A 26,525-nucleotide genomic window follows, 5' to 3' on the forward strand; every position below is an offset into this window, starting at 1 on the left:
ATTATGAAAAACATTTGGAAATACGGACGTACTGGCGGAGAGTACGCAGGAAAAGTATTGGACGACATGCTTGTATCCGTTCCTTACACAGATCAACCTCCACTTGAAGGGATTCGTGTTGATGGCGAACCGCTAACGATCGCTGATCAGATGTTTGATCCTAAATTGAATCAATGGATTGTTTTAGCGAACGCACTAGATCACAACGATTTAAACAATCTCAAAGCGATGTACGAGGCACTGGAAAACGAGAACGGCAATCTAAAACAGCTCAATGCCAAACTCATGCTAAATGATGTAGCAATTAAACAGGAAAACACTGCATTGAAAGAAAAAGCTGATAGTTTAGCACAAATCAATTCAAAAACAATGCTCGCTTCGCTTCAAAACAGCAAGGATATTGCAGAAATTAAAGAGCAATTAAATCCAGAATCAGAAGGAGGCGAGTAGTATGTTTAGTTTTAGCGATGTGAAAATGATGTTTGACTGGGGCTGTTTTACAGAAGAACAGGTTCGACAGTTCGTTCCGTTATGTATCACAGATGAAGAAGCGGATGAGATTATTAATAACGAAGAATAGAAGCGTACTCAAACGAGTGCGCTTTTTGTATGGCCAAAAATAGAAAGTGAAGGGTGGAAACATGGTGATCATTGATAATTTAGTTTTGTTATCAGAGTTTAAAAATCTAGTAAGCAATGTTTATATTCAAATTTTTGTTTGGATTGTCATTGCGGATATCATTACAGGAGTTTGTAAAGGACTTGCTGGAAAAGAAACAAATAGTACTAAGGGACTAATGGGGGTAGTAAAGCATTTGCTGGTCGTAGCGCTTGTGCTGATTGCGTATCCCTATCTTAAAATCATGAATTTTGAAGGAGTCGCAACAGCTTTTGTGCTTTCATACATTGCTGTTTATGGAATCTCGGTGATCGAGAATTTAGGTCAGCTAGGAATCCCGATTCCAGATTTTGTGAAAGATCGATTCAGCAAATTAAAAGATTCATCTGAAGAACAAGGAAAAGACAAAAATAATACTTTAGGAGGAAAAAAATAATGGTCAATATTATCAATAATTCAGTATGTCGTGGTGTAGCAGGTAGACGTTTAGGAGACGTGAAGGGTGTAGTCATCCATAATACTTGGACAAACACGACTGCAGAACAAGAAATGAATCGTTTAGCAGGAATGACAGATAAACAGTTAGAAGCAGGATTTGCTCATTATTACTGTGATGAAAACACGATTATTCGCACAGAAGATACTTATAATCGTGCTTGGCATGTCGCTAATTCTGATGGTAATAACAGCTATATCGGATATGAAGTGCGGGGAAATCGTGAAACACCAAAAGCAGTTTTCCTACAAGCAGAACAAAATGCTTTCTGGCAAGCAGCAGAAGATCTTCGTTTTTACGGATTACCAGTTAATCGAGATACAGTCAAATGCCATCATCAATTTTCAGCAACTGAATGCCCTAAGCGTTCACTAATGGAACATTGTGGCTATGATTCTACGTTAGCAGTTCCTACAGCCATCACTGCTCAAATGCAAGATTACTTTATTTCACAAATCAAGAAATACCATGATAATCCCGCATTGAAACCTGATGGCAGTACAGAAGATCAGAATCATGATGATAAAGTATCAGCAAGCACGCCAACGCATCAGGGAAATGCTTATGGCAAGCTAGATATTTTCAAAAAGGTAACAGATAAAACAGTTCGTGTAGCTGGTTGGTTGGTTCCTGATAAACCACAAGGTACAATTGGAACCTACGCATATGTACTTGTGATGGAACACGGGACACCTAAAGAATTAACGCGTATCCAATCTCAAGGGATTGCTCGACCAGATGTCAAAAAGGCATACGGCTATCAAGGTGGCGATGCGCTAGGCTTTGATGTTACTTTTGATTCTAGTTGGATGAAAGGAAAGAAAATTGATATCATCTTACGTCGATGCAATCAGTCAAACGGTGAAGGTGCAGTAAATGATGTGCGGATTTCTGATATCTATTTGACGCTATAAATAAAAATAGCCCCTCGATGAGGGGCGGTACATAAGAAACTAAGAAATATCTTCAATAACTTTTGCTGATATCTTGTGTTTAGAAGGAGAATATTTTATTTTTTCAACTAATCCTAATTTAACTAACTGCTCCAGCTTAGTTTTTAGTTTGTAGCGGGATAACTCAACTGCTACGCTAACTTCTTCATCATCCATTGATCCGAACATACTAAAAAGGTAATCTTGTATTAAAACGAATAGTATTTTCTTTTGATCTTCATCCACGTCAGACAATTCTTTAAGATATTGACTTACAAATTTCATTTTTATATCAGCTTCTTTCAAATCGACTAAAGACTTTTCTTGACCTGAAATAATTAAATCCATCATGTCATCTATGAAATGAGTCATTTCTCCCATGTTCCTTGGATGTGAAACTTCTTCAAAAGCTTTATAGTATTTTGGTTTATTATTATTGACTGCGTTAGAAACAGAAAGTCCTGTATAAGGATCTAGCTTTCTAGCTAAATAAGAAGATATTAAAAAACGACCCATTCTGCCGTTTCCATCATAAAAAGGATGCACATATTCAAAATAATAATGGCTAATGAAGCACTTTTCTAAATAAGGTATGTCTTTATTGTTCATGAAGGCAATTAATCTATCACAAGCAGAATATATTTCTTCTTCTGTAGTTAAGCCACGATGTATAATTTTTTCATTGTCTTTTAACTCCACTTGATCATGACGAAATAGTTTTCCATCAGGCCAATCACCAATATCGCTTTCATCTTCAAACAAAGCATTATATATATTGCGAAAGTCTTTTGGCTCTTTTATAAATTCAAAGTTTTTTTCATTTAAATTTAAGTACATATTAACGATACCTTCAAAACGTCTTTTCTCTTTATTATTTATTTTATCATTCCTATTTATTATAGCTTTTCCAATTTCGCGTTTTGTACTTTCTACTCCTTCTGTCTCGTTAGTACTTTGTATTTCGTTAATCATAGTAGAAAGAAAAATTTTAGTTTCGGCTACTCCGGGTAGTCTGTTGCTAAGAGTTCTCAAATCATCAGAGTTATACTTAATTCGTTCAGCCTTGTTAGACATGCGTTGCAATGGTAAGTAGAAAAGTTCAAATTTTTTATCCGTTACTTTTTGTTCATTTAAAAAAGGAATGATTTCAAGTCCAGTACGTATAGTAGTATATGAAGAAACACGTTTTTTGAATTCTTCTTCTATATCAATTTCTCTATTATAAGATAATATTCTTAATTTTTTATATTCCACTTAACAATACCCCTTTCAAAAATGTAAAAAAACTATTTTTTAAAAATATATCATATATATAATACATAAGTAAATAAAATACGCCTTTTTTTAAAAATGATTGGACGAAAGACAAAGGTACAACGCATATAAGAGTATTTTATTAATTATATTAAAACACAAAATAATGTAATTTGTTTTTTAGATGTATATCGATAAGTTATCCTTGTGTTACCATTGCATTCGTGTTATAGTAAATAAGTAATCTAATTTGAAACGTAATCTGAGCGATATATTCACACTATAAAAACTCCTTTTACCAAGTAATATTAATTGCAACAAAACACGTATTATATACGTATCAGGAGGAAATATATATGAATAACGGTACAGTAAAATGGTTTAACTCAGACAAAGGTTTTGGATTTATCACTGGAGAAGATGGAAATGACGTATTTGCACATTTCTCAGCGATCCAGGGAGAAGGCTTCAAGTCTTTAGATGAAGGCCAAGCAGTTTCTTATGATATTGAAGATGGTCAACGTGGTCCTCAAGCAGTAAATATTGTAAAATAATGTTGAACTTTAAACACCTCATTTGAGGTGTTTTTTTATTTTAAGCTAGATACCGTAATTATTGCTAGCAATTTAGAGTAGTTCGTTACTAATTAAGGAGCAAATAAAATTATTATAATATAAAAAATTAAGCAAATAATAGACTAAAAAATAACCATGTGAGATAATGAACATAGAAAAAAGCTTCAGATACTCCCTCACCCTAGAGTCTTTCCCCAAAAAGATAAGTATCTGAAGCTTTTTTCTTTTTATGACTTGGAAATAATAGCATAAAATAATATCTTTTACAAAGAATAAGTACAATCTAGTTTTTTGCTATTAAATGTGTAATAATAAATATGCCATCACAACATGAAGAATGAAACCCATTATTATCTAGTCTATGTCCATTCTTTTTGTTTGCAGGAGTTGTGATGGCTTCTCGTACCTTTAGCTCAGTTGGTTAAACCGTCCAGTCGTAGGTTCGAGTCCTACAGGGTACATAAAAGACCTTAGCCGACTAGTGTCGACCGAGGTCTTTTTTTCGTTCTTCTATTAATTTTTCTAACTCTTGTAAATCTTCAGCGGTAGCTTGTTTCCGAATAAATGACCGAGCGGTGCTGCGATTCCGTAAATAACGAGCATGATCACGATTTTTTTCTTGCCATTTTTTGTTTGCTTCAGTTTGTTTATTTTCTGTCATTCTGATTTCTCCTTTTTTCAATTTGTGTCAAAGCTCCGACAACTAGTAGTATGATAAAGTAGGTTAACCAGTTAATAACATTGAATATCAACAATCCTAATCCAATTAAAACAATCAGTAGTAATGTAATAAGATATGCTTTTCTTTTCATAATTGACGTGATAAACTGATGGAAAGGGAGAGAAGCCTTACGGCTCTCTCGTCAGTCGTCGTCATCTTTTAGTAATTCTTTTAGTATCTTAGCGGATTGAAGAATTCCTAAAACGATAGCGACGGCTTTTCCTATTTCATCAAGTCTCACGTTTTTCACCTCCTTAACTATATTTATATTATACTATCGATAGTATAATTTATCAACACTTTTCCCATATAAAAACACAAAAAGCCCGAAAAATAGGGCTTCATAATACATATACGCAGAACTTTGAAATATTTTTTAATCTTTGTATCTTTCTGGATCAACGAAAGTATACTTTATATAGTCATAACGCCGATGATCGCTCCGTGCGTCAGTCACGTCAGTCACGATATCAAACAAAAAATATACATCTTTCTTCATTCTAGTTTTTGCAGCAGGAATTTTGAAATAGTTCTTATTAGAATAGTAGAGATTGATTAATAAGCTATCTTCGATTGCTAAAAAGAAAACTTCTGAATCCCATACTTTATAAAAATCTTTGATAAATCTATTCGAAGGATCAAATTTAAACCATAATTGTGTTTTTCCTTCCATTAACATATAAAGTTCACCTTGAAAAGAGTATACGAACTAATGTTCTTTTTGTAAACCTTAAAATAGATTTTCCTGAATATGTATTGACGATTCCGGAACGATAAAAAATAGCTCCTCGTTGAGGGGCGATGCATAAGATATAAAATGTTACGAAATAGTAACGAAAAATACAGTGGTAACAATTTAATTAAAAAATAAATACAAATTCATTAAGAATAAGTACATTTTTGTATGATAGTACACAAAAGTGTGCTAACATAAACATACAGAAAAAAATATGTAATTTAGATAAAGCATAAAAAGTTGGTATAGTAATGGAAAGAAGTTTCTGTTTACATCATGGAACTATAAAAGAATATGCAGAATCAATCATATCAAGTCAAAAGTTTTGTTTTAACAAAAGAGAAGATCACTGGCTCGGTAATGGTGTTTATTTTTATGTAGATGATTTTGAACAAGCCAAAATATGGGCTGGTTTGTGTAAAAATAAATTTTTAAGAAAAACAGGTGAAACGCCACTACACGAAAATACTAATGAAGTTGTATTTGAATTAAATTATACGGTTGATAAAGCAGACTATTTGAACTTAGACAGTAGAACAGATAGGATGAAGTTAGATGAATTTATTGAAGAACTGAAAGAAATTGGGACTGAAATTAATTCTGATAATAAACATAAAGCCATGTGTATGATTTTAGATTTTTATGTAGAATATTATGAGATAAAAGCTGCTAAATATACTTTTACTAATAAGTCGAGAAATGATAATTTAAGTTATTTAGGTATTGAAAATCATGGTGAGCAGTTTTGTATTTATGATGTAGATTCAATCAATTTTTCCAATGTCACGAAGAAAGAGGTCGTTTAATATGTTAGATAAGAAGAAGTTAAATAGTATCGCTCAAAAATTAAACGTTTCTATAAATTTTGATTCAGATACTCCTGGGGTAACTGTTGGTCATGGAGAAAGTAAAAAAATCACATCATTTGATTCTTTGATAGGTTACTTTGAAAAAGATGACAAAAATTATGATTTTCAGTATACTCAGTACGTAGTTGCAAATGAAAATGTTAAATTCAGTTCATTAAAAAATCTATCTGAGGATACGCGAAATCTTTATCAGGAGCTAAAGAACAATACTCAAGGTTCTAGTACTTGTGAGAAAATTGAAATAGCTCAAAAAATAACCAAATATAGTGGATTTACGAAGAAAACAAAAAAAATAAGTAGTAGTTCATTTGTAACAACAAATATTAATAAAAATAGCTATCCTAATAAGGGATTAAGAAGAGTTCAGACTGCCGGTGCACAGAAAAAACTTGTATTAGCTAGTTAAAAGAGGTAACTATGAATAAACCAATAATTGAATTTAATGGATATAAAGTTGAAAAAATTAATTATAAAAGCATAGATTTTAGTGACAGAGATGATATGTCTGAGGTTGAAATAAAAAATGTTGTTGAATGTGGTATTAATGACGAACAAACAAAAGGCCTTGTAGTTGTTAAGTTGTCAGTAATAGATCCTAGAAATTCTAGAGAATTAGAAATAGAAGTCACGGGTTTTTTTGATTTAAGCCTTGATATAAAAAATGAAGAGGAAGCTTATCAATACTTGAGCATTAATGGTTTAGCGATTGTTTATCCTTATGTTCGAACATTTGCTTCTATGTTGACTACTCTAGATTCTGATAAAGCAATCGTTTTACCTTCTGTTAATACAAAAGGATTCTATGAAACTTTTGATAATAAATGATATTTATTAGCTACTTTTTATAAAAGAAGGTAGCTTTTTATTTATTTAAAATAAAAAATAGTTTTGTGGTATTTTCGTGGCATAAAATAAAAAAACAGCGCAGACATATTGTTAAACTAACATGGTTGCACTGTTTAAGGAAACCTCTTGCCTACAAGGTACATATAGTAATTAAGTTAGTTATGTGCTAGAATTTTTTGAAGGATATCATACAAATCAATGTTTATTTTTCATTGTCACTTAAATGAGTGGCTTTTTATTTGTATCTTTCTGGATCAACGAAAGTATACTTTATATAGTCATAACACCGATGGTAACTATGCACTGTAACGATAATGCTTCTAAAATATCTTTTTACGAGAAATATCACAAGAAAAAACGTAGCTATGGTATTATCTAAACGTAATTTTTTGGGTATTTAAATATTTAATTAGGAGGGAAGATTTTGCTTTTTTATAGTAATTTTATCTTAATAGTAGCGATATTATTACTTCTGAATATATGGATTTTTGATAGGAGTAGAAATGCAGGTATAGGTTTTAGAACTAAACGAAGTCTGTCTTCTAAAAAAGATTGGGTATATTCACAAACTATTTTTTATGGAGGAATTGTTTTAATCAGTTTACTTTCTTCAACACTTTATTCTTTGAATGTTATAGATGTTTCCACCTCAAATTCAATATCTATTATTGGAATCATTATTGCTGCAATTATTACACAACTGTTTCTAGTGTTCGGAGAGAAGAAAAGAAGTAAAAAATAGAAAAACTAGTGATAGCTTTGGTGATAGTGATATTAAAAATTAGAAAAGATGGAAAAAGCAAGAGATAGATAAAATACTGATATTTCGGCGTTTTCTAACGGTATAAAAGAGAAAAAAAGTAATAAATGTATACATGATATAAGAAAAACATGTTCGCCCTTCTAGGCAAACCAGGCTTTGAAGATCTTGCTAAAGAATTGAACGAACGCCTGTAAGATAAGGGTTTTTCACTAGTTTTAAAAAATCAGTGATAGAAACATGTTCGCTTCAAAATGAAAACTGGTACCCATTTAGGTACTTAACACATATTAGCACCGTTTATTCGGAAAAAGGGGGCTGTGACAAGAATTTTGTCACAGCCCCTTGTTTGTATGGGAATCGATTCATTGCCTTGTTCTTTGGTTAAGGACTGGAAGAACAGGAAAGTGACTTCGAAGACCAATTCTATTTTTTTGTTTTCTAAAATCGACAAACAAAAAAGCACTTAAATCGAGTGCTTTTTTACGATAGTTTCTTAATCTTAAGATAGCCCTAATTTGTCTTTTACAGATGAAGGTACTTTATCGCTAGTGATTACTTTTTTCTCTATAATTCGCTTTTCGCTTGCTTTCAACTGCAAGATCGTTCCTTCAGGATAAGCAGAACCATTAGCAGAGTCGCCAGAAGTAATGACATCAAAATCCAATTGTCTTTTTTCACCGTTTTCAGCATACGCATCTACGTTATATTTAAACCCTTTTCCAATTACTTCTCCATTATCTGCTTTAATATCAGTTTCTGCAGGCATTGGTGCTTTGATTACTGCATAATAATCTTTTCCTACATAAGTAGACTGATAGTAGTCCCAGCCTTTCCAACCTATAAAAGCAATCAATACGATAACAATCAACCCTAAAATTTTTTTCATGAAAATTCTCCTTTTTTATTTTTATTCTATAGAATATTATACAGATCATAACAAAATATCATCATCGAAACAGCTAACAATATTGTCATAAAAAGCGACGATAATTGATATTAAAACTTATATTTTTATTTAGGTCAAGAGGCAATGACAGATATAATGACCAAATGTATGTAAAAAATACAAAAAGACGTCTGTCGCGGATCACCGTTACAAACGTCTTTTATTGATTTTCCGAGATCTCATCAGTCGCCATTTGGAATGGGTCACTCCTTATCTAGATTCATTTAATGCTCGGACTGCTTGTTCAATTGTAATACCAAACGCAACGTTATTTTCGTTTTGTGCATCAATCGCCATAAAACGGTTAGAAGTTGTATCAAAGGCTACGCGGTATTGCATATTTGTTTTTGTAAACGTCATAAAATTCATCTCCTTTGTAATGTAATTCAGTTCTTGAAAGTTTCCTTTAAACTTTCGAACCTATAACAAGTTTAGCATTGTCCGTTTTTTCATGCAATTAAAAAGCATTTATCACTTTTCTTGTTTACTTTTTCTTAAACCAATCAGCTGTTTTCTTTCAAGCCAATAAGTAGCCCAACCATCAACGTTACAAAGACTATTGCTTGGATATAGATCATATGCTCACCCCCTGTAAATAATTTAGCAGGATAATGAAAAGAACACACGAACAACATAGGAATATAAACAAACGTTTTTGTCACAACATCTAGAATTATGATAAGAAAATAGTTATCTAAAAAGTAAAAAATAAATCAAATAAAAATAAAAAAGCGAAATAAAACGTTTTCAAATGGAGGGAGATTTGTTATTATAAAATAAAGAAAAACAAAGAAAAGAGGGAATGAAATGGTAAAAGCAGAAGTAGGAAGAACTTATATATGCAAACCGATTGGCGTATCTCACGAACTAATCGGCTGTATTGAACGTACATATAACAACACGGCTGTCGTGTATGTTGAAAGTTATGACCAACGAGACCATCCAATCATCCATGAAAGCAAGTACCGCATGCTCGTAAAATTCTGTGATATTAGTGCACCTGCTGAATTGGTTTCTTAAACAGTATTTTTGAGAATTCGCAAGAACTCCCTTATAATATAAATAAAGACAGAAGGGAGCGAGAAGATATGCCAAAAAGAAAAAGTTCAGGGAAAATGGGAATTATTCTTGCAGTGATCTCTGCAATTCCTGCTATTTTAGCTATTGTTCGTGCGATGAAGGAATCAAGAGAAAGTTAAGGACACGTTATGAATGTCAAACAAAAAACGCATATACCTGCGATAGCAGGTCATGCGTTTTTTGTTGTATAAAGGCTTATTTCATCAACTATTTTTGATTAGCCAACACCCAAAACAAAATTTAGTAGCTTGTCTGAATAAGTGATTTCTTCATCTGTTTGTTTCACACTTTCATTTAGTAGTCCCATCTCATCGGTTATGATACCATCCACACCATAAAACATCATGCGACTCATAGCATCTGAATCGTTGATTGTCCATACATATACTTTTTTTCCATCTTGATGGGCAGAATTAATGAAGTTACGATTGATCGTACTATACTCCATTGTCAAAAAATCAGCAGGCGTCATAGGAGGTCCAACGATATTGAAAGGCAAGATATAGCCCACATAAAAGTTTGGTTCTGCTTCTTTTAAATCAGAAACAGTTTGGTACGTCAAACTTTGCAAAATATGATGATTCTCTAAGATCGCTTTGCGGTATTTCTGAACAAATCGTTCGACCAGGTCATCCGAATCTTTTTTAGAGGTCTTGATCTCAATAAGTAATTTTTGGTTCAATTCATGCGCTTTTTCTAAATAAGAATCAAAAGAACACACAGGGGCTTGGAACCCATTTTCAGTAACCGTAAGATTTGTCAATTCTTTCAATGTCAAATCCTGTGGTGTTCGATTTACCCCTGTTAAGTGACGAAGATTCGCATCATGCATCACTACGAAACGGCCATCTTTTGTTTCCTGCACATCCATCTCTATATAATCAGGATGATAGTCTCTGCTTGTTTTTTCAAGTGCTTCTAAAGTATTTTGCGCCCCATTTTGCGTACTTACACCTCTGTGAGATACAGTCACTGGTTTTGTTTGGACTGCTGAAGTCAGATAATCCATATTGTAAAGACAAACGCCAATACCGAAAAAAACTGCAAAAAGGGTCAAACCAGTGTTTTTCAGCGCAGATAAACGCGCGTTGGGTGTTTGAGGCGTAAACCACTTGGGAATCTCTGGTAAGAACCCTTCGTCATCCATGAAATCAACGATGATATAAAAAATTCCTACAGTAGACATCACGATATTGAATAATAAAATTCCTTGTAAAAGCGTCATCGCAAATACAGCGCTGATCAATGCGTAATTTGGGAAAAATTCTTCAACAACACTTTGTGCCAAAATAACAACGATATATCCCAAAGAAGAAAGAAGTAAAATCGTACCGCCAATCACGATAAATTGCCCCATGATGGCAAAAAGACGTGATTTGGTCAGCAACCAGCTTTCTCGAATGGATGCTCGAAAAGGTCGATCTCGTAAAATCATTTCAGGTAAAGCGAAAATCAAACGAATCCCAATATAGCCAAGAAAAATGTAAACGAGTAAAAAGGAACTGACGACGATCCAGCGGTTAGCAAAAATAAAATCCATGATAAAAGCAGGAATTTTTATTTTTGACAGTAAATCAGAATTGAAACTTAACCCGCTGATCGGTAGAATCAATAAAAAATAAGCAAGAAAAAACAAAAAAGTAATAGGTCTCACTTTTTTCAGTTGAAGTATCGTCAAGTGCAAGAGCTGCTTTAAAGAAACCGGTTCTTTCTTTTTAATAAAAAAGACGCTCATCAAAAGAAATGTAAATTCGAAATAAACCAATAGTAAAATCGTCAGTAAAACGGCGATTAACGACAGCAGAACTCCAGGATGCTGAGAGAAAATCAAAGGAATATTGTCATAAGACAAATAGTCAATTGCTCCTCGGTGCAAAATAAAACGAGTCGTACTGCTCAATAAGGGTAAACAAATAAATAAAATAAAGCCATGCATCAGCAAGACATCACGGAAATAAGCTTGTGTTCCTTTCAAAAAATCCCACGCGTTGCCTAAGCTACGTTTCAAATAATTCATCCTATCACCTACTTTCACATTGTAGCGCAAATCCAATGAAAAAGGAAAGGGCGCAATGTATCTTGCAGACCCTTTCCCAGAATTAACATTGGTAATCAATCAATAACTGATTTTGCAAAATAAATATTAACCAAGAAGACCACTTAGATATTGTCCTCCATAAATCAAAGCCATACTATATAAGAAAATCGATAGTGGTTTAGCAATCAAAATAATCAGTGTATATCGTTTCACTGAAATGTTTGTCAATCCAGCCATCAAACATAACGCATCGTCCGGAGCAACCGGAAGAAAAATAGCTAGAGCAAACAGCTTCTCAAAGCGGTTTTGATTGTCTAACCAGCCAATGTATTTGTTATAGGTCTTATCGCTGATCATGGAAAGAATGAATGGTTTTCCGTAACGTCGTCCTAGAAGAAAGATAATAATCGAACCAATACAGATTCCAACATAATTGTAAATAAAGCCAGCATAAGGACCAAATATCAGGACACCCGCTGCAGTGCTGATTCCTCCAGGAATGATTGGAATAACCACTTGCAAGATTTGGATGAAGATAAAAATGACCGGACCTAAAATGATCGAATCACCTACTAATCCTCTTAAAGCATTCAAATCTTTGAAAACACCTAAATTAATAAAATAAATCGTCAGCGCGATTGATAGACCTAATCCGATAATGGAAATGAAATTTATCAGTTTTCGAGAGGCAGCAACATTCATTATTCATCAACTCCTTAGAGGTTCTTTGATATCTATACTTTACTAGAAAAGCAACTGTCTGCGCCACTTTTTAAGATGACAGAAAACAAACAATTTTGTAAGTTCATCATACGTTCATTATAAGTATAAAAGAATAATCTCAAAAAAACATCCAACTAAAGACTTATTTAATATCTTGTTTTTTCAAAAAATAGAAAAAAGATAGAAAACGTTAACAATTATGCTTGGAAAGCATACTGATGGAATAAACTAAGCATTGGACAGGTTAAAAAATGGGGCTTAAAATAAAATGCGAAGAAACAATAGATAATGATGTTATTTAAGAACAGTGTTTGAATCACCTAGCAATCACGAACGGAGGAAATAAAAAAATGGCAGAAAAACAAACCGCAGGAAGAGATCAATTGGGGGAGTTTGCACCAAAATTTGCAGAATTGAATGACGATGTTTTATTTGGACAAGTATGGTCAAGAGAAGAATTATCTCCTCATCAGCGTAGTATCATCACCCTATCTGCTTTAATCTCAGGAGGGAATTTTGAACAATTGCCGGCTCACCTGAAAATTGGCAAGCAAAATGGCATTACTAGTGAAGAAATAGCAGAAATCATTACCCATTTAGCTTTTTATGTAGGGTGGCCAAAAGCTTGGTCGGCTTTTAGTTTAGCAAAAGAAATCTATCTAGAAGAAAATAGCGAAGATAAGAAAGAGGCGTAAATGATGACAAAACACGAAGAAATACAAAAAGGCGTGATTTTTCCAGCAGGTGAAAAAAACGAAGCATACGCTCAAGTATTTACCGGGCAAAGCTATCTGAATATGTTAGTAAACGATCCCGAAGTTTCTGTTGGTGTAGGTAATGTAACTTTCGAACCAGGCTGTCGCAATCACTGGCATGTCCATACAGACGGCTATCAAATCTTACTTGTGACCGGAGGAGAAGGCTGGTATCAGGAAGAAGGAAAGCCAGCAAGACGATTAATGGCTGGAGATGTCGTCGTAACGCACAAAGGGATTAAACATTGGCATGGTGCGACAAAAGACAGTTGGTTTGAACATTTGGCGATCACTGCTGGTAATTCAGAGTTTTTAGAACCTGTAACAGATGAACTATACGAAGGATTGGAAAATCAATAATATCAAGCTTAGAACAGCTCCTAAAAGTAGATTTTTAATCGAACTTTCAGGAGCTGTTTTAGGTGGATGAAGCTGTTTTGTAAAATAGGCTAATAATAGGGGCGAGGAGAAGCACGCCGGAAAATCTTGATATTGATAATCGGCTGGGCATACATGATTTCCACATCGTCAATCAAACTACCTAGCAGATGATAATCTTCCCGATCATGTCGAGGATTACCTAATAGCTCCTGATAGTAGATTTCCATGCTAGGGTCTCGTGGATTGTTCAGCAAATCAGCAAGTACATCTAGATCTTCTGGCTGAGTTTCTGTTGTGCCCTGTATTTCTATGAAAAGTCCCTCCTCAGCAAATTCTACGCCAATACGTATTTCAGTTATTTCGTGGGAATATAGATAAGTAAGAAGCTCATCGATGATTCTTTTTGATAATTCTTTTTCCAAGTGTCTTTTTTTCCTTTCTGACAGCAGTAAAGTTATCTAGTATCGGTACAAGGATACCTGCAACGAATCCAGTTGAAAAACCACTGTTATATAAATTGAGTCCTCCGTGCAAAGTGCTGACGTTATGGACAAGAGCAATATGTAACATACCAGCTATTACACCGTAAAAACTGCCGTAAAAACCGCTTATGGGCGCGAGACCTGTCCCAAACACAGCGGCAACGAGCATGCCGGTGCTGGTGATCTCATGAAACGTCCCAAACAAAGAAGCAAGAAAGATTCCGACTAGTATCGGAAAACTGTTTTTTAAATGACAACCAAAAGCACTGAAACCAACCGCAGATAAAATAGCACCGATGACAGGACCATTTAACTTACCACCAACCAGCAAAACATAAGAAGAAAGCATTAGACCAACTAGCCCCATGTTGATCAAAGTAGCACCGATACCAGAATTAGCAATGAAATCAGTTGTCAGTTTTCCAGATGAATCGAAAATCTCTCGAATACCCGAAAGTCGAAAGGAATTATAATAGAAACCAAAACCGACTGTCAGCAAAAAAAAGCCGAAAATGATCCAGACGAGAGGGGAATGGTATTCATTGGAAACCAATGTATTCTCGACGATCGAGTAGCTGAACAATCGCAAAACAGCAGTAAAAGCCATGGCAATCAAGCCTGAGGTAAATCCAATATTATAAAGCGTGAACCCGCGATGGAAAACTAAAGTTTGAGCAGCTAATGGCGGAAGAAGAAGACCAATTGCTATACCGGCCAAATTGCCCAGTAGTACACCTACTAGCAAAGGAAAGCGCATACCAAAAGTAATGTAACTAACGACCGGCGACAATGCGCTGCCGAACAGTCCTATCATAATATACTGAGAAAAATGTTTATTGACAAATACAGCATACAGGTATACACCTAAAATGATCGAGATCGAATTATAAAGGTTTTTGCCAAAAAAAGAAAAACCGGTAACTGTTAAAATCGAAGCGAATAAGGGGCCATTTAAAATCACCTTTTGCCGGTAAGCCAAAAGCACAGAAAGTAAGGTCAAGATCCCAACGTTTATAAATGCGCTTCCAAAACCACCCAAAGCAAAATAATCTGTCAGAAGATTGCTTGGCGAGGTAAGAATAGTCAGTAGTCCACTCCAATTAGCAGCAGGTGTACCAGAAACTAAGCCAATAAAAAGAAAAAAAGCACCTGTAAAACTAAGATAAAAATATTTTCTTTTCTGTGAAACGATTCTTTTTTGAGGATGAATATAAATAACGTCAGTTTCGTTTTCCATTACACACCTTCTTTTTCGTTTTCTTTAACTATAACTTGAAATGAAAGATTTGGTCAACTATCATTTAGGTTAAAACTAAAAATGTAAGGGAACCCAGTAAATTTAACCAAATTTTTTTAATTTTGCAAAAAAAGTTAAAGAAGACTGAGAAAAAAATTTAAAATATAACGTTTTGAGTAAAATGTTTGCAAAAAATACTAAAAATAGGGTACAATAAAACAACATATACTGCAGTAAAGAAGTGGGGGAGTTTTAATGAGAAGAAAAGTCTATACCAAGGATCAAATTCTAAAAGCTGCTTATGATGTTGTTGCAAAGGAAGGGTTTAAAGGATTTACTGCGAGAAACATTGCGAAAAAGATGGGGATTTCGACTCAGCCAATTTATCTGGAATTCAAAAACATGGAAGATTTGAAAAATACGTTATTGGATTCAATCTTTGAACAACTAAAAGAAGATGTTTTCCCTATTGAGCGCACGGGTGATAAAATCATTGATCTCGGTTTGAACTATATCTACTTTGCAAAGAAACATCATAGTCTTTACATGGCATTGTACATTGATGAACATGGGGACGGAAAGAAAATGCATGATTTTTCTTACAACTATTTCCGTGAAATAGTCAAAGAAGATGAAAGATACAATAAATTATCGGATGATTATATCGATGCCTTGCATACTGGTACATGGGTAGCGGTGACTGGCTTAGCATCATTGATGTCATCAAACATCATGCATCCAACAGAAGAACAAATCATCGCACTGATCAAACGGACAATTGACTCGATTTTAGCACTAGATAATCCTGAAACAATCAGATAGTGTTCTATCATTATGAATTTGATCGGTAAGTCCGTTGGCTATAAACTGTCAATGGACTTTTTTTGTAAAAAAACGGTTTCTGTTATTTATCTGTTAGAAATAGGCTTGACATTTCGTGGAAAAAGTTTAAAAATAGTACTTACGGAAGGTTGGCAGAGTGGTAATGCACCGGACTCGAAATCCGGCGAACCGGCTAATACCGGCGCGCAGGTTCAAATCCTGTACCTTCCTTATATATCAACGATTAGACACGATTTCGATCGTGTCTTTTTTGTTGTATTTTTAGCCCAAAATATTTTTTGACTCCCCTTTTGACTCCCCCTGAGTATTATTCTTCATAAATGCTACAAAATTATTGATAACTTTTTTGTTTTGAGTTTCAGTTACGTGAGTGTAAATATTTGAAGTAGTTTGAATATCTGCATGCCCTAAACGTTCCTGAACATCTTTTAAAGAGGCTCCTGATTCAAAAAGGAGAGAGGCATGAGTATGTCGAAAACCATGAGTAGTGATTCTTTTAGTTAATTCTGGATGATGCTTGTATATGACATTAAGCCACGAACGTGAAACTGTAGGATTATAGAGAAGACCATCATGGTGAAAAATTAAGTTTTCGCTTTGGATTGTAACGATCGTTTTGTTTTTTGTATAATACTTTCTCAATAAACTGATCAAATCATTGTCCAGATAAATTTTTCTTTTTCCAGATTTTGATTTAGGAGTATTTACGATCAATCTTCCTTGATAACCTCTTGTTACAGTTTTATTGATATTGAGTGTTTTGCTCTTAAAGTCAATATCCGACCAGGTCAGAGCAAAAGCTTCTCCTTTTCTTATACCTGTAAAAGCCAATAGGGAAAAGAATAAATATCTTTCATCATCATCGTTTCTTATTGCTTCTAAAAATTTGATTAATTCTTCTTTAGTATAAAATTCGATATTTTTATCTTCGATATCTAGAACTTCTCCGCGTGGAACAGAAACTAATTTCATAGGATTGCTAGTTATGATTTGTAAAGAAGCAGCGTAATCAAAAACATTAGATGTGTAATTTTTTATTTTCTTAAAAATTTTAGGATGGCTATCAGACCAAGTGTTTACTGCTTCTTGACAGAAAAAAACGTCTATTTTGTCAATGAACTTATCTCCAAATACTTTTAAGATATGTGTGTCAAAAATTTGTTTGGTGGAGGACCAAGTGCTTTCTTTAACCGTCTTTTTGTAATTCTCAAACCATAAGCTGTAAACATCTTCGAATTTCTTGCTCTTTTGAGCTGTAGAAGCTTGCAGTCCTTTTTCTTGTATATCTGCCTCCAATCTTTTTAAAGCTCTCTCAGCGGCTAATGGCGTACTAAAACCTCGTCTCGTTGTTTTTCTTTTTTTTCCTGTTAGCGGATCAACTCCTAAGTACAGACTAAACTGATATTTTTCTTCGCCTTTTTTTGTTAATTGCTTTTTAATTCGTTTATCAATTTCTTTTTTTGCCATCTTTATCTTTCCTTTCGTACGTTTGTTCGGTTGTACAGCGGATTTCGAGATGGTAAAATAGGGTACAACAAATAGACCTACTTTACCGTAGCTCTTTGCACATTTGCGTTCTTGGTCGGGCGGCAAATGTGCTTTTTTTTATTGATCGCTTTCTAAAGGTGTGTCTACGCCTTTATTAGGGTCTAGATTGCTATAAAGATATAGGACAGTATAATTAGTTGCATCTTTTTTCGAATAAATCAAAGAAAAGTTATATTTTTTGTCTTGCCAAGTAAAATCCCCAGTCCCATTGTAAATATTTTTGTACTCTTCACCAGTTTCCGCATTTTTGTCATCAGGAAATTGAGTAACTTTAATTGATTTTAAATCCATTTTCAAATTATCTATTGAGTATATTTCTTTAATGTGTTTCTCAGCAATAGTTGCAAATTCAGCAGTTTGCTCAGAGTCTACCTCTTTGATAGTACTGTTTGTCTCACTATAATTCTTCGATTCTTTTGTTTCGGCTGTCGAGGAGCCACATCCACCCATAATTGTTACGGCTAATAATCCAATAATTCCCAATTTAATAAATTTCATTTTCTACTCCTTATCTCTATGATATTATTTTTATGTAGGGTCTTGGAGATAAGATCTTAGTCCGTGTGCCAGCACGGGCTTTTTTTATTTAAATAAGTCCCAAAAGCTAAATGTAGTCTTTTTATAAACTTTATTGTATGCAGCCTTTTTTGGGTCTTTTATCCATTCGGAGCCTTTCTTTCCATAACCAGGGATAGTTGCTTTCTTCACAGCTCTTTTTGCCTTTCCAGTAGTTCTGGCACTTATGGATTTTTTAATACTCGGTTTTCTCATTCCTATTTTCATGTATATCCTCCTTCCGTTGTATTATAATTCACAAGAAACGATCGAATTCATCTGGTAATCCAAAGCAGACGAGCTTTTCATATTTTGTCATATGATCAAAGCCGTCTAAAGTTGGATCAATAGTCAGATGAGTTGCGAAATAATTTGCTTCTTTTTCAATTTTTAATTCAGATACTAGCGTTTTTTTAGACAACATAGGTGTGTTTTCATTCGGATGCAAAACACAGTGGCCTAATTCATGACTACAAGTTATCCATTTTCCCATCTCATCTAAACTAGAATTTATATGGATCATTTTTATCTGTTTGAATTTACTATAGTAACCATAAATTTCTCCCAAATCTTCTTCTAAAACTAGTATCTTCAATTCTCGTGCAATTCTAAAAGGATTGCGTGTTTGATATAGTTTTACCAGCTTATTAATTTTGTTATCAATTTGAGGTAAATACATAAACAACGTACTCCTTTTAATCGCGATATTTTTTAGGTGTGTATTTTTTCTTAGCTTCTATTTTAGCTATTCGCAAAGCATTCTCTAAAGAAATAATGAGAGCTTCACGTGTCGCTTCACTCATTTCATTATCCTTCTTCGAAAAAGCCATTCCATCAGCATTAGATAAATCGTCGATTAATGACTGCAATTCTTTTTGGATATCACGCTCGTCATTTTCTGTTAAATCATAGTATCTTTTTTTCTCAGTACGTCCTAGTAAGTAATCAACAGATACATCGAAATAGTTTGCAACTAATTGCACTTTATCAATACCAGGGGTATTTTTTCTCCAACGGTTGATAACCCCATTACCGAATCCAAGTGCTTCTTCTAATTGTCTTATAGATATCTTTTTTTCATTGGCAAGCATTTTTATTTTTTCGTATAAATCCACTTGTATCAACCTTTCTGTTAAATACAAGGTTTCGATATACAAAAATTCTACAAAAACAATTGACAATGTAGTAAATTTGTATATAATAATCCTTGTAAGATAAATGGTAAGTAAAAAAAGCTAATCAAAAACATACTTCCTAGCATTAAGTTTGGCGACCGAGTGCAGTAAGAAGCTTTGTTATAGGCTTATTTAACTATGTTTCGATTGTAGAATATTTGTATAAATATGTCAATGTTTTTATACAGAAAAACTTACTATTTATCTTACTAAAATATATTAGTGAGGTGAAAAAGATGCCTGATGCAAATGTTGGTAGAGAAAAAGTTCTTCGATATCTAGAAGAAAACAATATTCAAAAAATTGATCTAGCTGTTTTGTACGGTATACCTAAGCAAGATATTGGTAATTATCTGGAAGGAAAATTAGTTGATACTCCGAAAGCAAAACAATTACTAGTTAAAATTATTGCGGATTTCAAAATTCGATAGGAGGCAAGTCATGAATATTCTAAGTGAAGAGTTTCTGACTCGATTGAGAATCGCAATTGTTGAAGTTGTGAAGGATGCACTTAGTCAGCTTTCAAAAAAGAATTTGTCAGAAACACGATATTTAAAAAAATCGAAGCTAGAAAATATGTGGGAGGTGTAAATGATCAAGGCTTTGAGAAGTTAATAGCTCACGGTTTAAAAGAAATTCGTATAGATGGCTTTTTAAGGTATGACAAAAAAGATATCGATGAACTGATGGCTAAATACAAAATCTAAAAGGAGGACATACATGACAGAAATCACAATAACAGATGGACATATGTCTCATACTGTTAAGACAAAAGAAGAAGCACAACGTATTATTGATCGATATTTTTCAGAAGGAAAGGAGCATGTACACATGATGGAATTTAGAAAACCGATCAAACGACGTATAAGCAATAAAATATTTCTCGCATCGCTGGCTGAACACAAAAAACCTGTATACAAAATACGACAATTACAAGCACTTTGCTATATCAGCTTAGTTCTAAATGTCATTTTATTGTCTGTCGTTTTTGCCATTTTATAGAAAGTGATGATTTGATGCACGAATCAAAAAAAGACACGATCGCCGGCAAGCAAAATCGTGTCCTGAAAATAATAATCACAAGGAGAGTTTATCATAATGAACGAAAAAATTAAAACATTGGCTAAAGAATTGCAACAGAAATGTAGAAAAGAAGGGGTTACCGCTATTTGCACTCTTCAAAAAGAAGGTCATGTTATCAACATGCTTGTCGGTGACGCAACGGATGTAGCCTTTTGTTTGGCAGTACAGGAAAAAGAGCTTGATGAAAATCTACCATTGCCATCCAAAATTTTAAGAGCGGTCGGAAGTGCAACACTAGAAAAGACAAAAAATAAAGGCGAGTCAGATCATACGTTTGTTATTGATGATTTAAATGATTTACCAGATATTTTTGAACGAATCCTAAGAGGTGAAATATAGATGATAAACATCACTGGATTAGGCGATGAAATATTCGAAGTAATGATGAATAAAGCGCAACAAGACATCCAAGAAAAAATTCTAACCGCAGCAAGCTATGGACAAACGAGTTGCACTGTTCGTTCAAAAGGATTTACACCATCATTTCTAGCAGCATTAGAAAGGGAAGGTGTTTCAAATATCCAGCGTGAAGATGGAAGTGTCAAATTATTTTGGGAATTTTAGGAGGCAAATGATGAGTGTAAAGGATGTAGCTAAAAAGCAAATTTTAAAAATGGAACATATCATTGATCAAATCAACGAGGCGGAAGATTTACTTATCAGCTTGAAATCGCCAGCACTGAATAATCTTAACGAGCTTATAACTGATATTTCCATCGGTGTGCCTACTCAATTTTCAGGGAGAGGTTTTTTCCAAGAAGAGCAAAGCAGGTGGCATAATGTCCAACTTGAACGAGATCTTGGTATCACAGAGATTCAAGAAGAAATTCGTAATCTTGTTTCCAAATCAGTTCAAAAAAGGATTGAAGCACTTGAAAGCGAGTTGAGAGCAATGATTTATTATCGCGGTGATCACGATGAAAGACTTTGATTCTTTAGGTGCCAGACAGCAACCACCAAATGAAGCTAGTCCTGTCGGAGTTGATTGGCAGGGAAATCCGTTGTATCCAGGTGATACTTGCTATCTAACAGAAGAAGGCTATGTACCAGTAGACGCAATTCTAGAGTACGTCCAGCAACATTATCCAAAGATTGAATTAGGAGGAATTTAGGAATGGCAAATGATTTAACACAAACAACACAACGTTCATTAGACGAGCAGGTGATCAGTAATCTTGGGCGATTACAAGAACAAGGATTAGAAATGCCACCAGGATATAGTCCACAAAATGCGTTAAAAAGTGCTTTTTTCGAACTCACTAACAATACAGGAGGAAACTTGTTGCAGATGGCTGCAAACAATCAAGAAATGAAAACCTCCATTTCTAATGCACTTTTAGACATGGTTATTCAAGGGTTATCTCCAGCAAAAAAACAATGCTATTTCATTAAATACGGAAACAAAGTTCAGCTCATGCGTTCATATTTCGGAACAATGGCGGTTCTTGATCGCGTAACTGGGGGGGCTGATATTACGCCTGTAGTCGTTCGACAAGGTGATGAGTTTGAAGTTGCAATGGATGGACCAAACATGGTTGTCAAAAAACATGAAACAAAATTCGAGAATTTAGACAATGAAATCATTGCAGCCTATGTAGTCATCAAGTTAGCAAATGGTAAAGAGACCACAACAGTCATGACGAAAAAGCAAATCGATCAAAGTTGGGCGAAGTCAAAAATGAAAGGTTCTGGACCGCAAAAGGAGTTTCCAGAAGAAATGGCTAAACGGACAGTAATCAATCGGGCAGCTAAAACATTGATCAACACAAGCAACGACAACGATTTATTAGTTCAAGCTGCAAAAGATACGTTAGAAAATGAATTTGACAATGATCGGAAAGATGTAACGCCACAAACAGAAAAAGTGGCTACACTCGAACAAAAATTCTTTTCAAACAAAAAGATTACTGAACCAATACAAAAAGAACCAGATCCGATTGTGATTCCAGATGATATCCAAGATGAAGTAACTCGAGCTGCTGATGTACCTGGCCATCCAGAAATAGAGCAAGCACATTTAATCGAAAATGAGGATACCAATCCGATTCAAGAAGAATTATTAGATGTTCCAGATTTCGGACGTGAGGAAGGTGCAGATGATGTCTCAGAATTTGAAGACGATGAGTACCCTTTCTGATGAGAATTATTACTCAAATGAAGCTGACTGGCAGTACATGTCAACATCACAATATAAGTCCTTTTTAAAATGTGAAGCCGCAGCCTTAGCAAAGTTGAAAGGCGATTGGGCACCGACGTCGGATCCCAAAGCCTTACTCGTAGGAAACTACGTACATTCTTATTTTGAATCAAAAGAAGTACATGAAGCGTTCAAAGAAGAAAATAAATCAAAAATGTTTTCTAGTCGGAAGCCGTATGGATTGTTGAAAGATTTCCAAATTGCTGAACAAATGATTGAACGACTTAAACAAGAAGAAGTGTTCATGAACATTTATCAAGGTGAGAAAGAAACGATTGTAACCGGTGAACTGTTTGGGACGACATGGAAAGGCAAGATTGATTGCTTGAATGTTGAGGATGAGTATTTTGTTGATATCAAAACAACCAAAGACATGCACGAGCGGAAATGGAACGAAAACTACGGATCAAGAGAAACGTTCATTGTCAATTTTGGTTACGTACTTCAAATGGCAATTTACCAGGAACTGCTTTACCAACAATACGGAAAAAGTTTTATGCCGATCATCGCTGCAGTGTCCAAGCAGACTCCAAGCGAAGCAAGACTGATCACGATTGACCAGGATAATATGGATTATGAGCTGGTTATGTTAAAAGAAAAAATCGAAAGAATTGTCAGAGTGAAGAACGGAGAAGAGAAGCCGAAACATTGCGGTTTATGCGAGTACTGTAGAGGTAATCTTCCAATAACTGGATTCACTAGCATGGACGATTTATAGAACGGTGGTGATTATATGGCTGAAGGATGGGTCAAGCTTCACCGTTCTATAACTGAAAATTGGATATGGGACAATCCGCAATATCTAAAGTGGTGGCTTGATTTAATTCTAATGGCCAACCACAAAGAAAAGAAAATTCTTTTTAATGGTTCATTTAAAAAAGTTGATGTTGGGCAAAGAATTACTTCAGAACAAAAATTGGCTGAACGTTGGGGAGTAAGTAGAAATACTGTCAGAAAATTTTTAAGTCTACTTGTTGAAGATGACATGATAAGCATTGAAAAAAGCAGGAAAAATGGAACAACGTATAAAGTCAATAACTACGCCATTTATCAAGGATTTTCGGAAGAAAAAAAACAACAGACTGAACAACGAGCTGAACATCAAAAGGACAACGAACTGAACATAAACAAGAATGAAAAGAATGAGAAGAATGAAAAGAATAATAATTATGTCGCGACACGCAAAAAACGCGTGTACGCAGATGACGATCCAAATAAAAAATTGGCCATTCTTTTATTAAAACTAATTCGAAAAAATCAAAACATCAAAGAACCTGATTTGGATAAATGGGCGAATACGATTCGTTTAACAATTGAATCTGACAAACGAACTGGTAAAGAAGTTCAAGACATGATTGTGTGGGCCACTAGTAATGATTTCTGGTCAGGCGTGATTTTGTCACCGACTAGCTTAAGAAAGCATTTCGATAAGATGGCTATCCAAAAAAATAAAAGAAAGCAACAAAATATTTCTAATGATGAGTTACCAGAAACAGGTGAGGATTGGTAATGGATAAAAAACTAAGTGCAATGGCTGCACCTTACGGCGGTTTAAAAACAGCAGATCATAATTGCCCAAAATGTGGCGATCCATTGTATATCTGGAAAACAAAAAATAAAGATGGTACTGATCGATGCGGTCCTACATGTATCAATAAGATTTGTGGTTATCGAGAAATGGTAACTAAAAATCAAAAAGAAGCTATCCAAAAAGCGAATGAAGCAATGAAAAAGGATGCTATCAATCGAATGCTTAACAGTTCAATGATTACAGATGATGCCATATGGACCTTCGATTTTGATGGATACAAAGTAGTTGATCAGGAAACAGCACAAATCAAAGCGATGGCTCAAGAATGGGCTAAAAAAATCGTAAGTGGTAGCACGATTCACGCAGTTATTACTGGTAGAACAGGAGCTGGAAAAACCCATCTAGGCGCCGCAGTGATCAAAGAAGTAATGATGGCATCTAATTATAAAATTGCCTGTTCATTTATAAGCTATCGAGAATTATTAGAGCAATTGAAATTTGCAATGAATGATCCAGATGCAAGAAAAGCTGTGACAGGTTCGTTGATGGCTGAAATTAAAAAGACGGATTTTGTAGTGATTGATGATTTAGGTGCGGAGCTAGGAAGAATGGAAGAAAACAACCAGGCAACGCCTTATGATGTTGATGTTCTCACATCGCTCACAGAAGCTCGTCTAAACAAAGCTACGATATTCACAACCAATTTATCATCGAAGCAATTAAAACACGCGTACGGTGAGCGAGTGTTCTCTCGTGTAATGAATGGAACGAAAGGGAACATCGCTGTATTCAAAACAACGACAGACAAAAGGAGGAATCCAGTTTGACCTTTGTAGTGAAAAAAATGTGCTACTTAGATAGCCGAGGGCGAGGAGAAGCTAGTGTCGAGTTTGCTAAACACCACACGACTAAAGAAGAGGCTGACCTTGTTGCAAGTGTTTGTGGCGGCGAAGTAGTCGAAGTTATTAAACCCAAAAGACGATTTTCAAAACCTAAGACAAAGCCAGTGAAAAAAGAGTGTTGTTGTCCGAAAAGTAACCAAGCATGGATGAGAGGTGCAAAATGACTTGTTTAAAATGCAACGATGAAACAGTTATTTGGTATAAGACATCGCTTGGATGGTCAACTTGTGAACCTTGTCCAATATGCAATGAAAATGGACGACGTTCGAAAGAACGACTCGAAAGACTAAAGAAGGAGTATAGCAAATGGCAACAAGAAGCAAATACGGAAACAAAAAGCACGAAGTAGACGGCATCACTTTTGATTCTAAAGCAGAAGCTCGTTATTACATGAAGTTAAAACGAAACGGTATGAGTTTTATGCCATTATCTGAAACCTACTGTGCCATGCAAGAAAATGTTCTGCTGCAAGAAGGGTATCTATGCAATGATCGTAAGATTGCACCGATTTATTATCGAGCTGATTTTGTGATTTATGAGAATGGTCAAGTGAAAAAAGTGATTGATGTAAAAGGTTATCAAGATGCGATCTCTATGCTGAAAATGAAGATGTTTGCTCATCGATACGGCTTTCCAGTTACATTTGCTAAGTTCGATTCAAAAATCAATAAATTTATTGAAATGGACTGCTTTGAATCAGCAAGACAGCAGCGGAAAAGACAAGCGGAACGAAGAAAAAAGAAGCTCCAAAAAGAAGCTTCTTTATAAAATTAGTTACTTGAAAAAATCGCTTATCAGCAGAGTAAAGATCGATGAAATAATGGCTATTAAAATTGCTGACCAAATAGGATGTTTATTGTAAAAAGACTGATTACGCAAAAAATTTTCTCCGAGAACCGTAACAGATGGATACGATACATTTATTTGAGGGACTAAATCTTCGTAATCTAATTCAATACCTCTTACGTACTCTTCTTTAATTGCTATGTCCACGACAAACACATCATCGTCAAGATCAAGATAAGTTTGTCCTATATCATCTTTTATAGTGTATTTGCCATTAGCAACTCTTTTTAGGAATTTTTTCATTTTTTGAGAGTCTGTTTGTTTATTGAAAAATTTTTTATAGAGTTTTGATTCCGCTGTTTTATAACGAATCTTTCTAAAATATTTTTTCAGTGATTCTTTAATTTTATTAAACACAATTATTCAACTCCTTAATAAAAAGCATATCAAAG

Annotated in this window: 41 protein-coding genes, 2 tRNA genes and 1 pseudogene; 28 read left to right on the top strand and 16 right to left on the bottom strand. The window is 34.5% G+C overall.

The genetic code is table 11. The features are described 5' to 3' along the window. The first annotated feature begins 3 nt into the window (after positions 1-3). The 4 genes from IGJ53_RS05410 to IGJ53_RS05425 all read left to right on the top strand — a co-directional run bounded on the left by IGJ53_RS05410 (position 4) and on the right by IGJ53_RS05425 (position 2,029). Positions 4-450: a hypothetical protein gene (locus IGJ53_RS05410; RefSeq protein ID WP_259741557.1), complete on the top strand. Its 447-nt coding sequence runs from the start codon at positions 4-6 to the stop codon at positions 448-450. 1 nt (position 451) lies between these two features. After that, complete coding sequence (locus IGJ53_RS05415; protein WP_259741558.1) at positions 452-580, top strand: XkdX family protein; 129 nt, start codon at positions 452-454, stop codon at positions 578-580. Between the two features lie 61 nt (positions 581-641). Further along, the gene (locus tag IGJ53_RS05420; RefSeq protein ID WP_047927172.1) at positions 642-1,055 is read left to right on the top strand and encodes a phage holin family protein; all 414 of its coding nucleotides are present in this window, start codon (positions 642-644) and stop codon (positions 1,053-1,055) included. Beyond that, positions 1,055-2,029 (top strand): peptidoglycan recognition protein family protein, encoded by a 975-nt coding sequence (locus tag IGJ53_RS05425; protein ID WP_259741559.1) that lies wholly within the window; start codon positions 1,055-1,057, stop codon positions 2,027-2,029. The genes IGJ53_RS05420 and IGJ53_RS05425 overlap by 1 nt, the downstream gene beginning before the upstream one ends. A 39-nt stretch (positions 2,030-2,068) precedes the next feature. Here IGJ53_RS05425 and IGJ53_RS05430 read toward each other — a convergent pair whose 3' ends face one another. Further along, entirely contained in the window at positions 2,069-3,301 is a 1,233-nt protein-coding gene (locus IGJ53_RS05430; protein ID WP_259741560.1) for a Fic family protein, read from the bottom strand. Positions 3,302-3,657: 356 nt separating this feature from the next. Here IGJ53_RS05430 and IGJ53_RS05435 point away from each other — a divergent pair, with 356 nt between their 5' ends. After that, positions 3,658-3,855 (top strand): cold-shock protein, encoded by a 198-nt coding sequence (locus IGJ53_RS05435; protein WP_002342557.1) that lies wholly within the window; start codon positions 3,658-3,660, stop codon positions 3,853-3,855. A 423-nt stretch (positions 3,856-4,278) separates the two neighbouring features. After that, positions 4,279-4,337, top strand: a tRNA-OTHER gene (locus tag IGJ53_RS05440). 17 nt (positions 4,338-4,354) lie between these two features. Here IGJ53_RS05440 and IGJ53_RS05445 read toward each other — a convergent pair. Continuing rightward, on the bottom strand, positions 4,355-4,537 hold the full coding sequence (locus tag IGJ53_RS05445) for a hypothetical protein (protein WP_259741562.1): 183 nt from the start codon (positions 4,535-4,537) through the stop codon (positions 4,355-4,357). A gap of 436 nt (positions 4,538-4,973) precedes the next feature. Further along, a complete protein-coding gene (locus tag IGJ53_RS05450; RefSeq protein ID WP_259741563.1) occupies positions 4,974-5,276 on the bottom strand; it encodes a DUF5960 family protein in 303 nt (100 codons plus the stop codon). Positions 5,277-5,584: 308 nt separating this feature from the next. Here IGJ53_RS05450 and IGJ53_RS05455 point away from each other — a divergent pair, with 308 nt between their 5' ends. From IGJ53_RS05455 to IGJ53_RS05465, 3 genes are read left to right on the top strand one after another with little or no spacing between them, the layout of a single operon-like run. Beyond that, positions 5,585-6,139 (top strand): hypothetical protein, encoded by a 555-nt coding sequence (locus IGJ53_RS05455; protein WP_104853563.1) that lies wholly within the window; start codon positions 5,585-5,587, stop codon positions 6,137-6,139. A gap of 1 nt (position 6,140) precedes the next feature. Then, positions 6,141-6,608: a hypothetical protein gene (locus IGJ53_RS05460; protein WP_259741565.1), complete on the top strand. Its 468-nt coding sequence runs from the start codon at positions 6,141-6,143 to the stop codon at positions 6,606-6,608. Between the two features lie 11 nt (positions 6,609-6,619). After that, positions 6,620-7,027 (top strand): protein-export chaperone SecB, encoded by a 408-nt coding sequence (locus tag IGJ53_RS05465; protein ID WP_060789855.1) that lies wholly within the window; start codon positions 6,620-6,622, stop codon positions 7,025-7,027. 256 nt (positions 7,028-7,283) lie between these two features. Here IGJ53_RS05465 and IGJ53_RS05470 read toward each other — a convergent pair. Beyond that, positions 7,284-7,376, bottom strand: a pseudogene (locus IGJ53_RS05470) (DUF5960 family protein); the annotation flags it as partial. Between the two features lie 96 nt (positions 7,377-7,472). Between IGJ53_RS05470 and IGJ53_RS05475 the strand changes: the two are divergent. Then, entirely contained in the window at positions 7,473-7,790 is a 318-nt protein-coding gene (locus IGJ53_RS05475; protein ID WP_259741566.1) for an SdpI family protein, read from the top strand. A 520-nt stretch (positions 7,791-8,310) separates the two neighbouring features. Here IGJ53_RS05475 and IGJ53_RS05480 read toward each other — a convergent pair. After that, positions 8,311-8,697: a YxeA family protein gene (locus tag IGJ53_RS05480; RefSeq protein WP_002308846.1), complete on the bottom strand. Its 387-nt coding sequence runs from the start codon at positions 8,695-8,697 to the stop codon at positions 8,311-8,313. Positions 8,698-8,967: 270 nt separating this feature from the next. Then, the gene (locus IGJ53_RS05485) at positions 8,968-9,117 is read right to left on the bottom strand and encodes a hypothetical protein (RefSeq protein ID WP_002293931.1); all 150 of its coding nucleotides are present in this window, start codon (positions 9,115-9,117) and stop codon (positions 8,968-8,970) included. A gap of 447 nt (positions 9,118-9,564) precedes the next feature. On the opposite strand from IGJ53_RS05485, the gene IGJ53_RS05490 reads away from it, so the two are divergent. Next, positions 9,565-9,777, top strand: coding sequence for a hypothetical protein (locus tag IGJ53_RS05490; protein WP_002329372.1), 213 nt, complete (start codon positions 9,565-9,567; stop codon positions 9,775-9,777). A 277-nt stretch (positions 9,778-10,054) separates the two neighbouring features. Here IGJ53_RS05490 and IGJ53_RS05495 read toward each other — a convergent pair whose 3' ends face one another. Together IGJ53_RS05495 and IGJ53_RS05500 are read right to left on the bottom strand one after the other, a co-directional pair. Beyond that, positions 10,055-11,854, bottom strand: coding sequence for a glycerophosphoryl diester phosphodiesterase membrane domain-containing protein (locus IGJ53_RS05495; RefSeq protein ID WP_438749733.1), 1,800 nt, complete (start codon positions 11,852-11,854; stop codon positions 10,055-10,057). A 126-nt stretch (positions 11,855-11,980) separates the two neighbouring features. Beyond that, a complete protein-coding gene (locus tag IGJ53_RS05500) occupies positions 11,981-12,577 on the bottom strand; it encodes a TVP38/TMEM64 family protein (RefSeq protein WP_010732333.1) in 597 nt (198 codons plus the stop codon). Positions 12,578-12,948: 371 nt separating this feature from the next. On the opposite strand from IGJ53_RS05500, the gene IGJ53_RS05505 reads away from it, so the two are divergent. Beyond that, entirely contained in the window at positions 12,949-13,293 is a 345-nt protein-coding gene (locus IGJ53_RS05505) for a carboxymuconolactone decarboxylase family protein (RefSeq protein WP_010732334.1), read from the top strand. Beyond that, complete coding sequence (locus IGJ53_RS05510; RefSeq protein ID WP_010732335.1) at positions 13,294-13,713, top strand: cupin domain-containing protein; 420 nt, start codon at positions 13,294-13,296, stop codon at positions 13,711-13,713. Positions 13,714-13,802: 89 nt separating this feature from the next. Here IGJ53_RS05510 and IGJ53_RS05515 read toward each other — a convergent pair whose 3' ends face one another. Both IGJ53_RS05515 and IGJ53_RS05520 read right to left on the bottom strand, forming a co-directional pair. Then, positions 13,803-14,156 carry a hypothetical protein gene (locus tag IGJ53_RS05515; protein ID WP_002338851.1) on the bottom strand — a complete coding sequence of 118 codons (354 nt, stop codon included), beginning with the start codon at positions 14,154-14,156 and terminating at the stop codon, positions 13,803-13,805. Continuing rightward, on the bottom strand, positions 14,122-15,453 hold the full coding sequence (locus IGJ53_RS05520) for a DUF1576 domain-containing protein (protein ID WP_259741568.1): 1,332 nt from the start codon (positions 15,451-15,453) through the stop codon (positions 14,122-14,124). Before IGJ53_RS05520 ends, IGJ53_RS05515 begins: the two co-directional genes overlap by 35 nt. Positions 15,454-15,708: 255 nt before the next feature. Between IGJ53_RS05520 and IGJ53_RS05525 the strand changes: the two genes are divergently transcribed. Together IGJ53_RS05525 and IGJ53_RS05530 are read left to right on the top strand one after the other, a co-directional pair. Beyond that, on the top strand, positions 15,709-16,275 hold the full coding sequence (locus IGJ53_RS05525; RefSeq protein WP_010732336.1) for a TetR/AcrR family transcriptional regulator: 567 nt from the start codon (positions 15,709-15,711) through the stop codon (positions 16,273-16,275). 143 nt (positions 16,276-16,418) lie between these two features. Then, positions 16,419-16,506: transfer RNA gene (locus IGJ53_RS05530), tRNA-Ser, on the top strand. A gap of 51 nt (positions 16,507-16,557) precedes the next feature. Here the strand turns inward: IGJ53_RS05530 and IGJ53_RS05535 are convergent. The 5 genes from IGJ53_RS05535 to IGJ53_RS05555 all read right to left on the bottom strand — a co-directional run bounded on the left by IGJ53_RS05535 (position 16,558) and on the right by IGJ53_RS05555 (position 19,514). Then, complete coding sequence (locus IGJ53_RS05535; protein ID WP_438749737.1) at positions 16,558-17,763, bottom strand: site-specific integrase; 1,206 nt, start codon at positions 17,761-17,763, stop codon at positions 16,558-16,560. Positions 17,764-17,901: 138 nt separating this feature from the next. Continuing rightward, complete coding sequence (locus tag IGJ53_RS05540; RefSeq protein ID WP_438749739.1) at positions 17,902-18,342, bottom strand: hypothetical protein; 441 nt, start codon at positions 18,340-18,342, stop codon at positions 17,902-17,904. A gap of 84 nt (positions 18,343-18,426) precedes the next feature. Beyond that, positions 18,427-18,627: a hypothetical protein gene (locus IGJ53_RS05545; RefSeq protein ID WP_438749742.1), complete on the bottom strand. Its 201-nt coding sequence runs from the start codon at positions 18,625-18,627 to the stop codon at positions 18,427-18,429. 28 nt (positions 18,628-18,655) lie between these two features. Continuing rightward, on the bottom strand, positions 18,656-19,078 hold the full coding sequence (locus IGJ53_RS05550; protein ID WP_002353429.1) for an ImmA/IrrE family metallo-endopeptidase: 423 nt from the start codon (positions 19,076-19,078) through the stop codon (positions 18,656-18,658). Positions 19,079-19,094: 16 nt separating this feature from the next. Next, on the bottom strand, positions 19,095-19,514 hold the full coding sequence (locus IGJ53_RS05555) for a helix-turn-helix domain-containing protein (protein ID WP_438749744.1): 420 nt from the start codon (positions 19,512-19,514) through the stop codon (positions 19,095-19,097). Positions 19,515-19,810: 296 nt separating this feature from the next. Between IGJ53_RS05555 and IGJ53_RS05560 the strand changes: the two genes are divergently transcribed. The 13 genes from IGJ53_RS05560 to IGJ53_RS05620 all read left to right on the top strand — a co-directional run bounded on the left by IGJ53_RS05560 (position 19,811) and on the right by IGJ53_RS05620 (position 26,055). Further along, positions 19,811-20,005 (top strand): hypothetical protein, encoded by a 195-nt coding sequence (locus IGJ53_RS05560; RefSeq protein WP_010732342.1) that lies wholly within the window; start codon positions 19,811-19,813, stop codon positions 20,003-20,005. 10 nt (positions 20,006-20,015) lie between these two features. Further along, positions 20,016-20,165 carry a hypothetical protein gene (locus IGJ53_RS05565; protein ID WP_438749746.1) on the top strand — a complete coding sequence of 50 codons (150 nt, stop codon included), beginning with the start codon at positions 20,016-20,018 and terminating at the stop codon, positions 20,163-20,165. A 129-nt stretch (positions 20,166-20,294) separates the two neighbouring features. Next, complete coding sequence (locus tag IGJ53_RS05570) at positions 20,295-20,576, top strand: hypothetical protein (protein WP_438749748.1); 282 nt, start codon at positions 20,295-20,297, stop codon at positions 20,574-20,576. Between the two features lie 96 nt (positions 20,577-20,672). Further along, positions 20,673-20,996, top strand: a complete 324-nt coding sequence (locus IGJ53_RS05575) for a hypothetical protein (protein WP_438749750.1) — start codon at positions 20,673-20,675, stop codon at positions 20,994-20,996. Continuing rightward, a complete protein-coding gene (locus IGJ53_RS05580; protein WP_223603482.1) occupies positions 20,997-21,221 on the top strand; it encodes a hypothetical protein in 225 nt (74 codons plus the stop codon). A gap of 10 nt (positions 21,222-21,231) precedes the next feature. Beyond that, positions 21,232-21,588: a hypothetical protein gene (locus IGJ53_RS05585; RefSeq protein WP_438749752.1), complete on the top strand. Its 357-nt coding sequence runs from the start codon at positions 21,232-21,234 to the stop codon at positions 21,586-21,588. Beyond that, the gene (locus IGJ53_RS05590) at positions 21,575-21,769 is read left to right on the top strand and encodes a hypothetical protein (protein WP_215717429.1); all 195 of its coding nucleotides are present in this window, start codon (positions 21,575-21,577) and stop codon (positions 21,767-21,769) included. The genes IGJ53_RS05585 and IGJ53_RS05590 overlap by 14 nt, the downstream gene beginning before the upstream one ends. Positions 21,770-21,771: 2 nt before the next feature. Continuing rightward, positions 21,772-22,794 carry a recombinase RecT gene (locus tag IGJ53_RS05595; RefSeq protein WP_438749755.1) on the top strand — a complete coding sequence of 341 codons (1,023 nt, stop codon included), beginning with the start codon at positions 21,772-21,774 and terminating at the stop codon, positions 22,792-22,794. After that, positions 22,757-23,572 carry a PD-(D/E)XK nuclease-like domain-containing protein gene (locus IGJ53_RS05600; protein WP_413147142.1) on the top strand — a complete coding sequence of 272 codons (816 nt, stop codon included), beginning with the start codon at positions 22,757-22,759 and terminating at the stop codon, positions 23,570-23,572. The genes IGJ53_RS05595 and IGJ53_RS05600 overlap by 38 nt, the downstream gene beginning before the upstream one ends. 15 nt (positions 23,573-23,587) lie before the next feature. Continuing rightward, positions 23,588-24,364: a hypothetical protein gene (locus IGJ53_RS05605; RefSeq protein WP_438749757.1), complete on the top strand. Its 777-nt coding sequence runs from the start codon at positions 23,588-23,590 to the stop codon at positions 24,362-24,364. After that, positions 24,364-25,212 carry an ATP-binding protein gene (locus IGJ53_RS05610; RefSeq protein ID WP_438749759.1) on the top strand — a complete coding sequence of 283 codons (849 nt, stop codon included), beginning with the start codon at positions 24,364-24,366 and terminating at the stop codon, positions 25,210-25,212. Before IGJ53_RS05605 ends, IGJ53_RS05610 begins: the two co-directional genes overlap by 1 nt. Beyond that, positions 25,209-25,451, top strand: a complete 243-nt coding sequence (locus tag IGJ53_RS05615) for a hypothetical protein (protein WP_002301754.1) — start codon at positions 25,209-25,211, stop codon at positions 25,449-25,451. The genes IGJ53_RS05610 and IGJ53_RS05615 overlap by 4 nt, the downstream gene beginning before the upstream one ends. Positions 25,452-25,593: 142 nt before the next feature. After that, a complete protein-coding gene (locus IGJ53_RS05620) occupies positions 25,594-26,055 on the top strand; it encodes a DUF1064 domain-containing protein (RefSeq protein WP_053766690.1) in 462 nt (153 codons plus the stop codon). Between the two features lie 6 nt (positions 26,056-26,061). On the opposite strand, the gene IGJ53_RS05625 is transcribed toward IGJ53_RS05620, so the two are convergent. Continuing rightward, positions 26,062-26,490, bottom strand: a complete 429-nt coding sequence (locus tag IGJ53_RS05625; protein WP_369903826.1) for a hypothetical protein — start codon at positions 26,488-26,490, stop codon at positions 26,062-26,064. Positions 26,491-26,525 lie beyond the last annotated feature (35 nt).

The sequence above is a fragment of the Enterococcus sp. DIV1283b genome (assembly GCF_051710965.1).
Lineage (GTDB): Bacteria > Bacillota > Bacilli > Lactobacillales > Enterococcaceae > Enterococcus_B > Enterococcus_B lactis.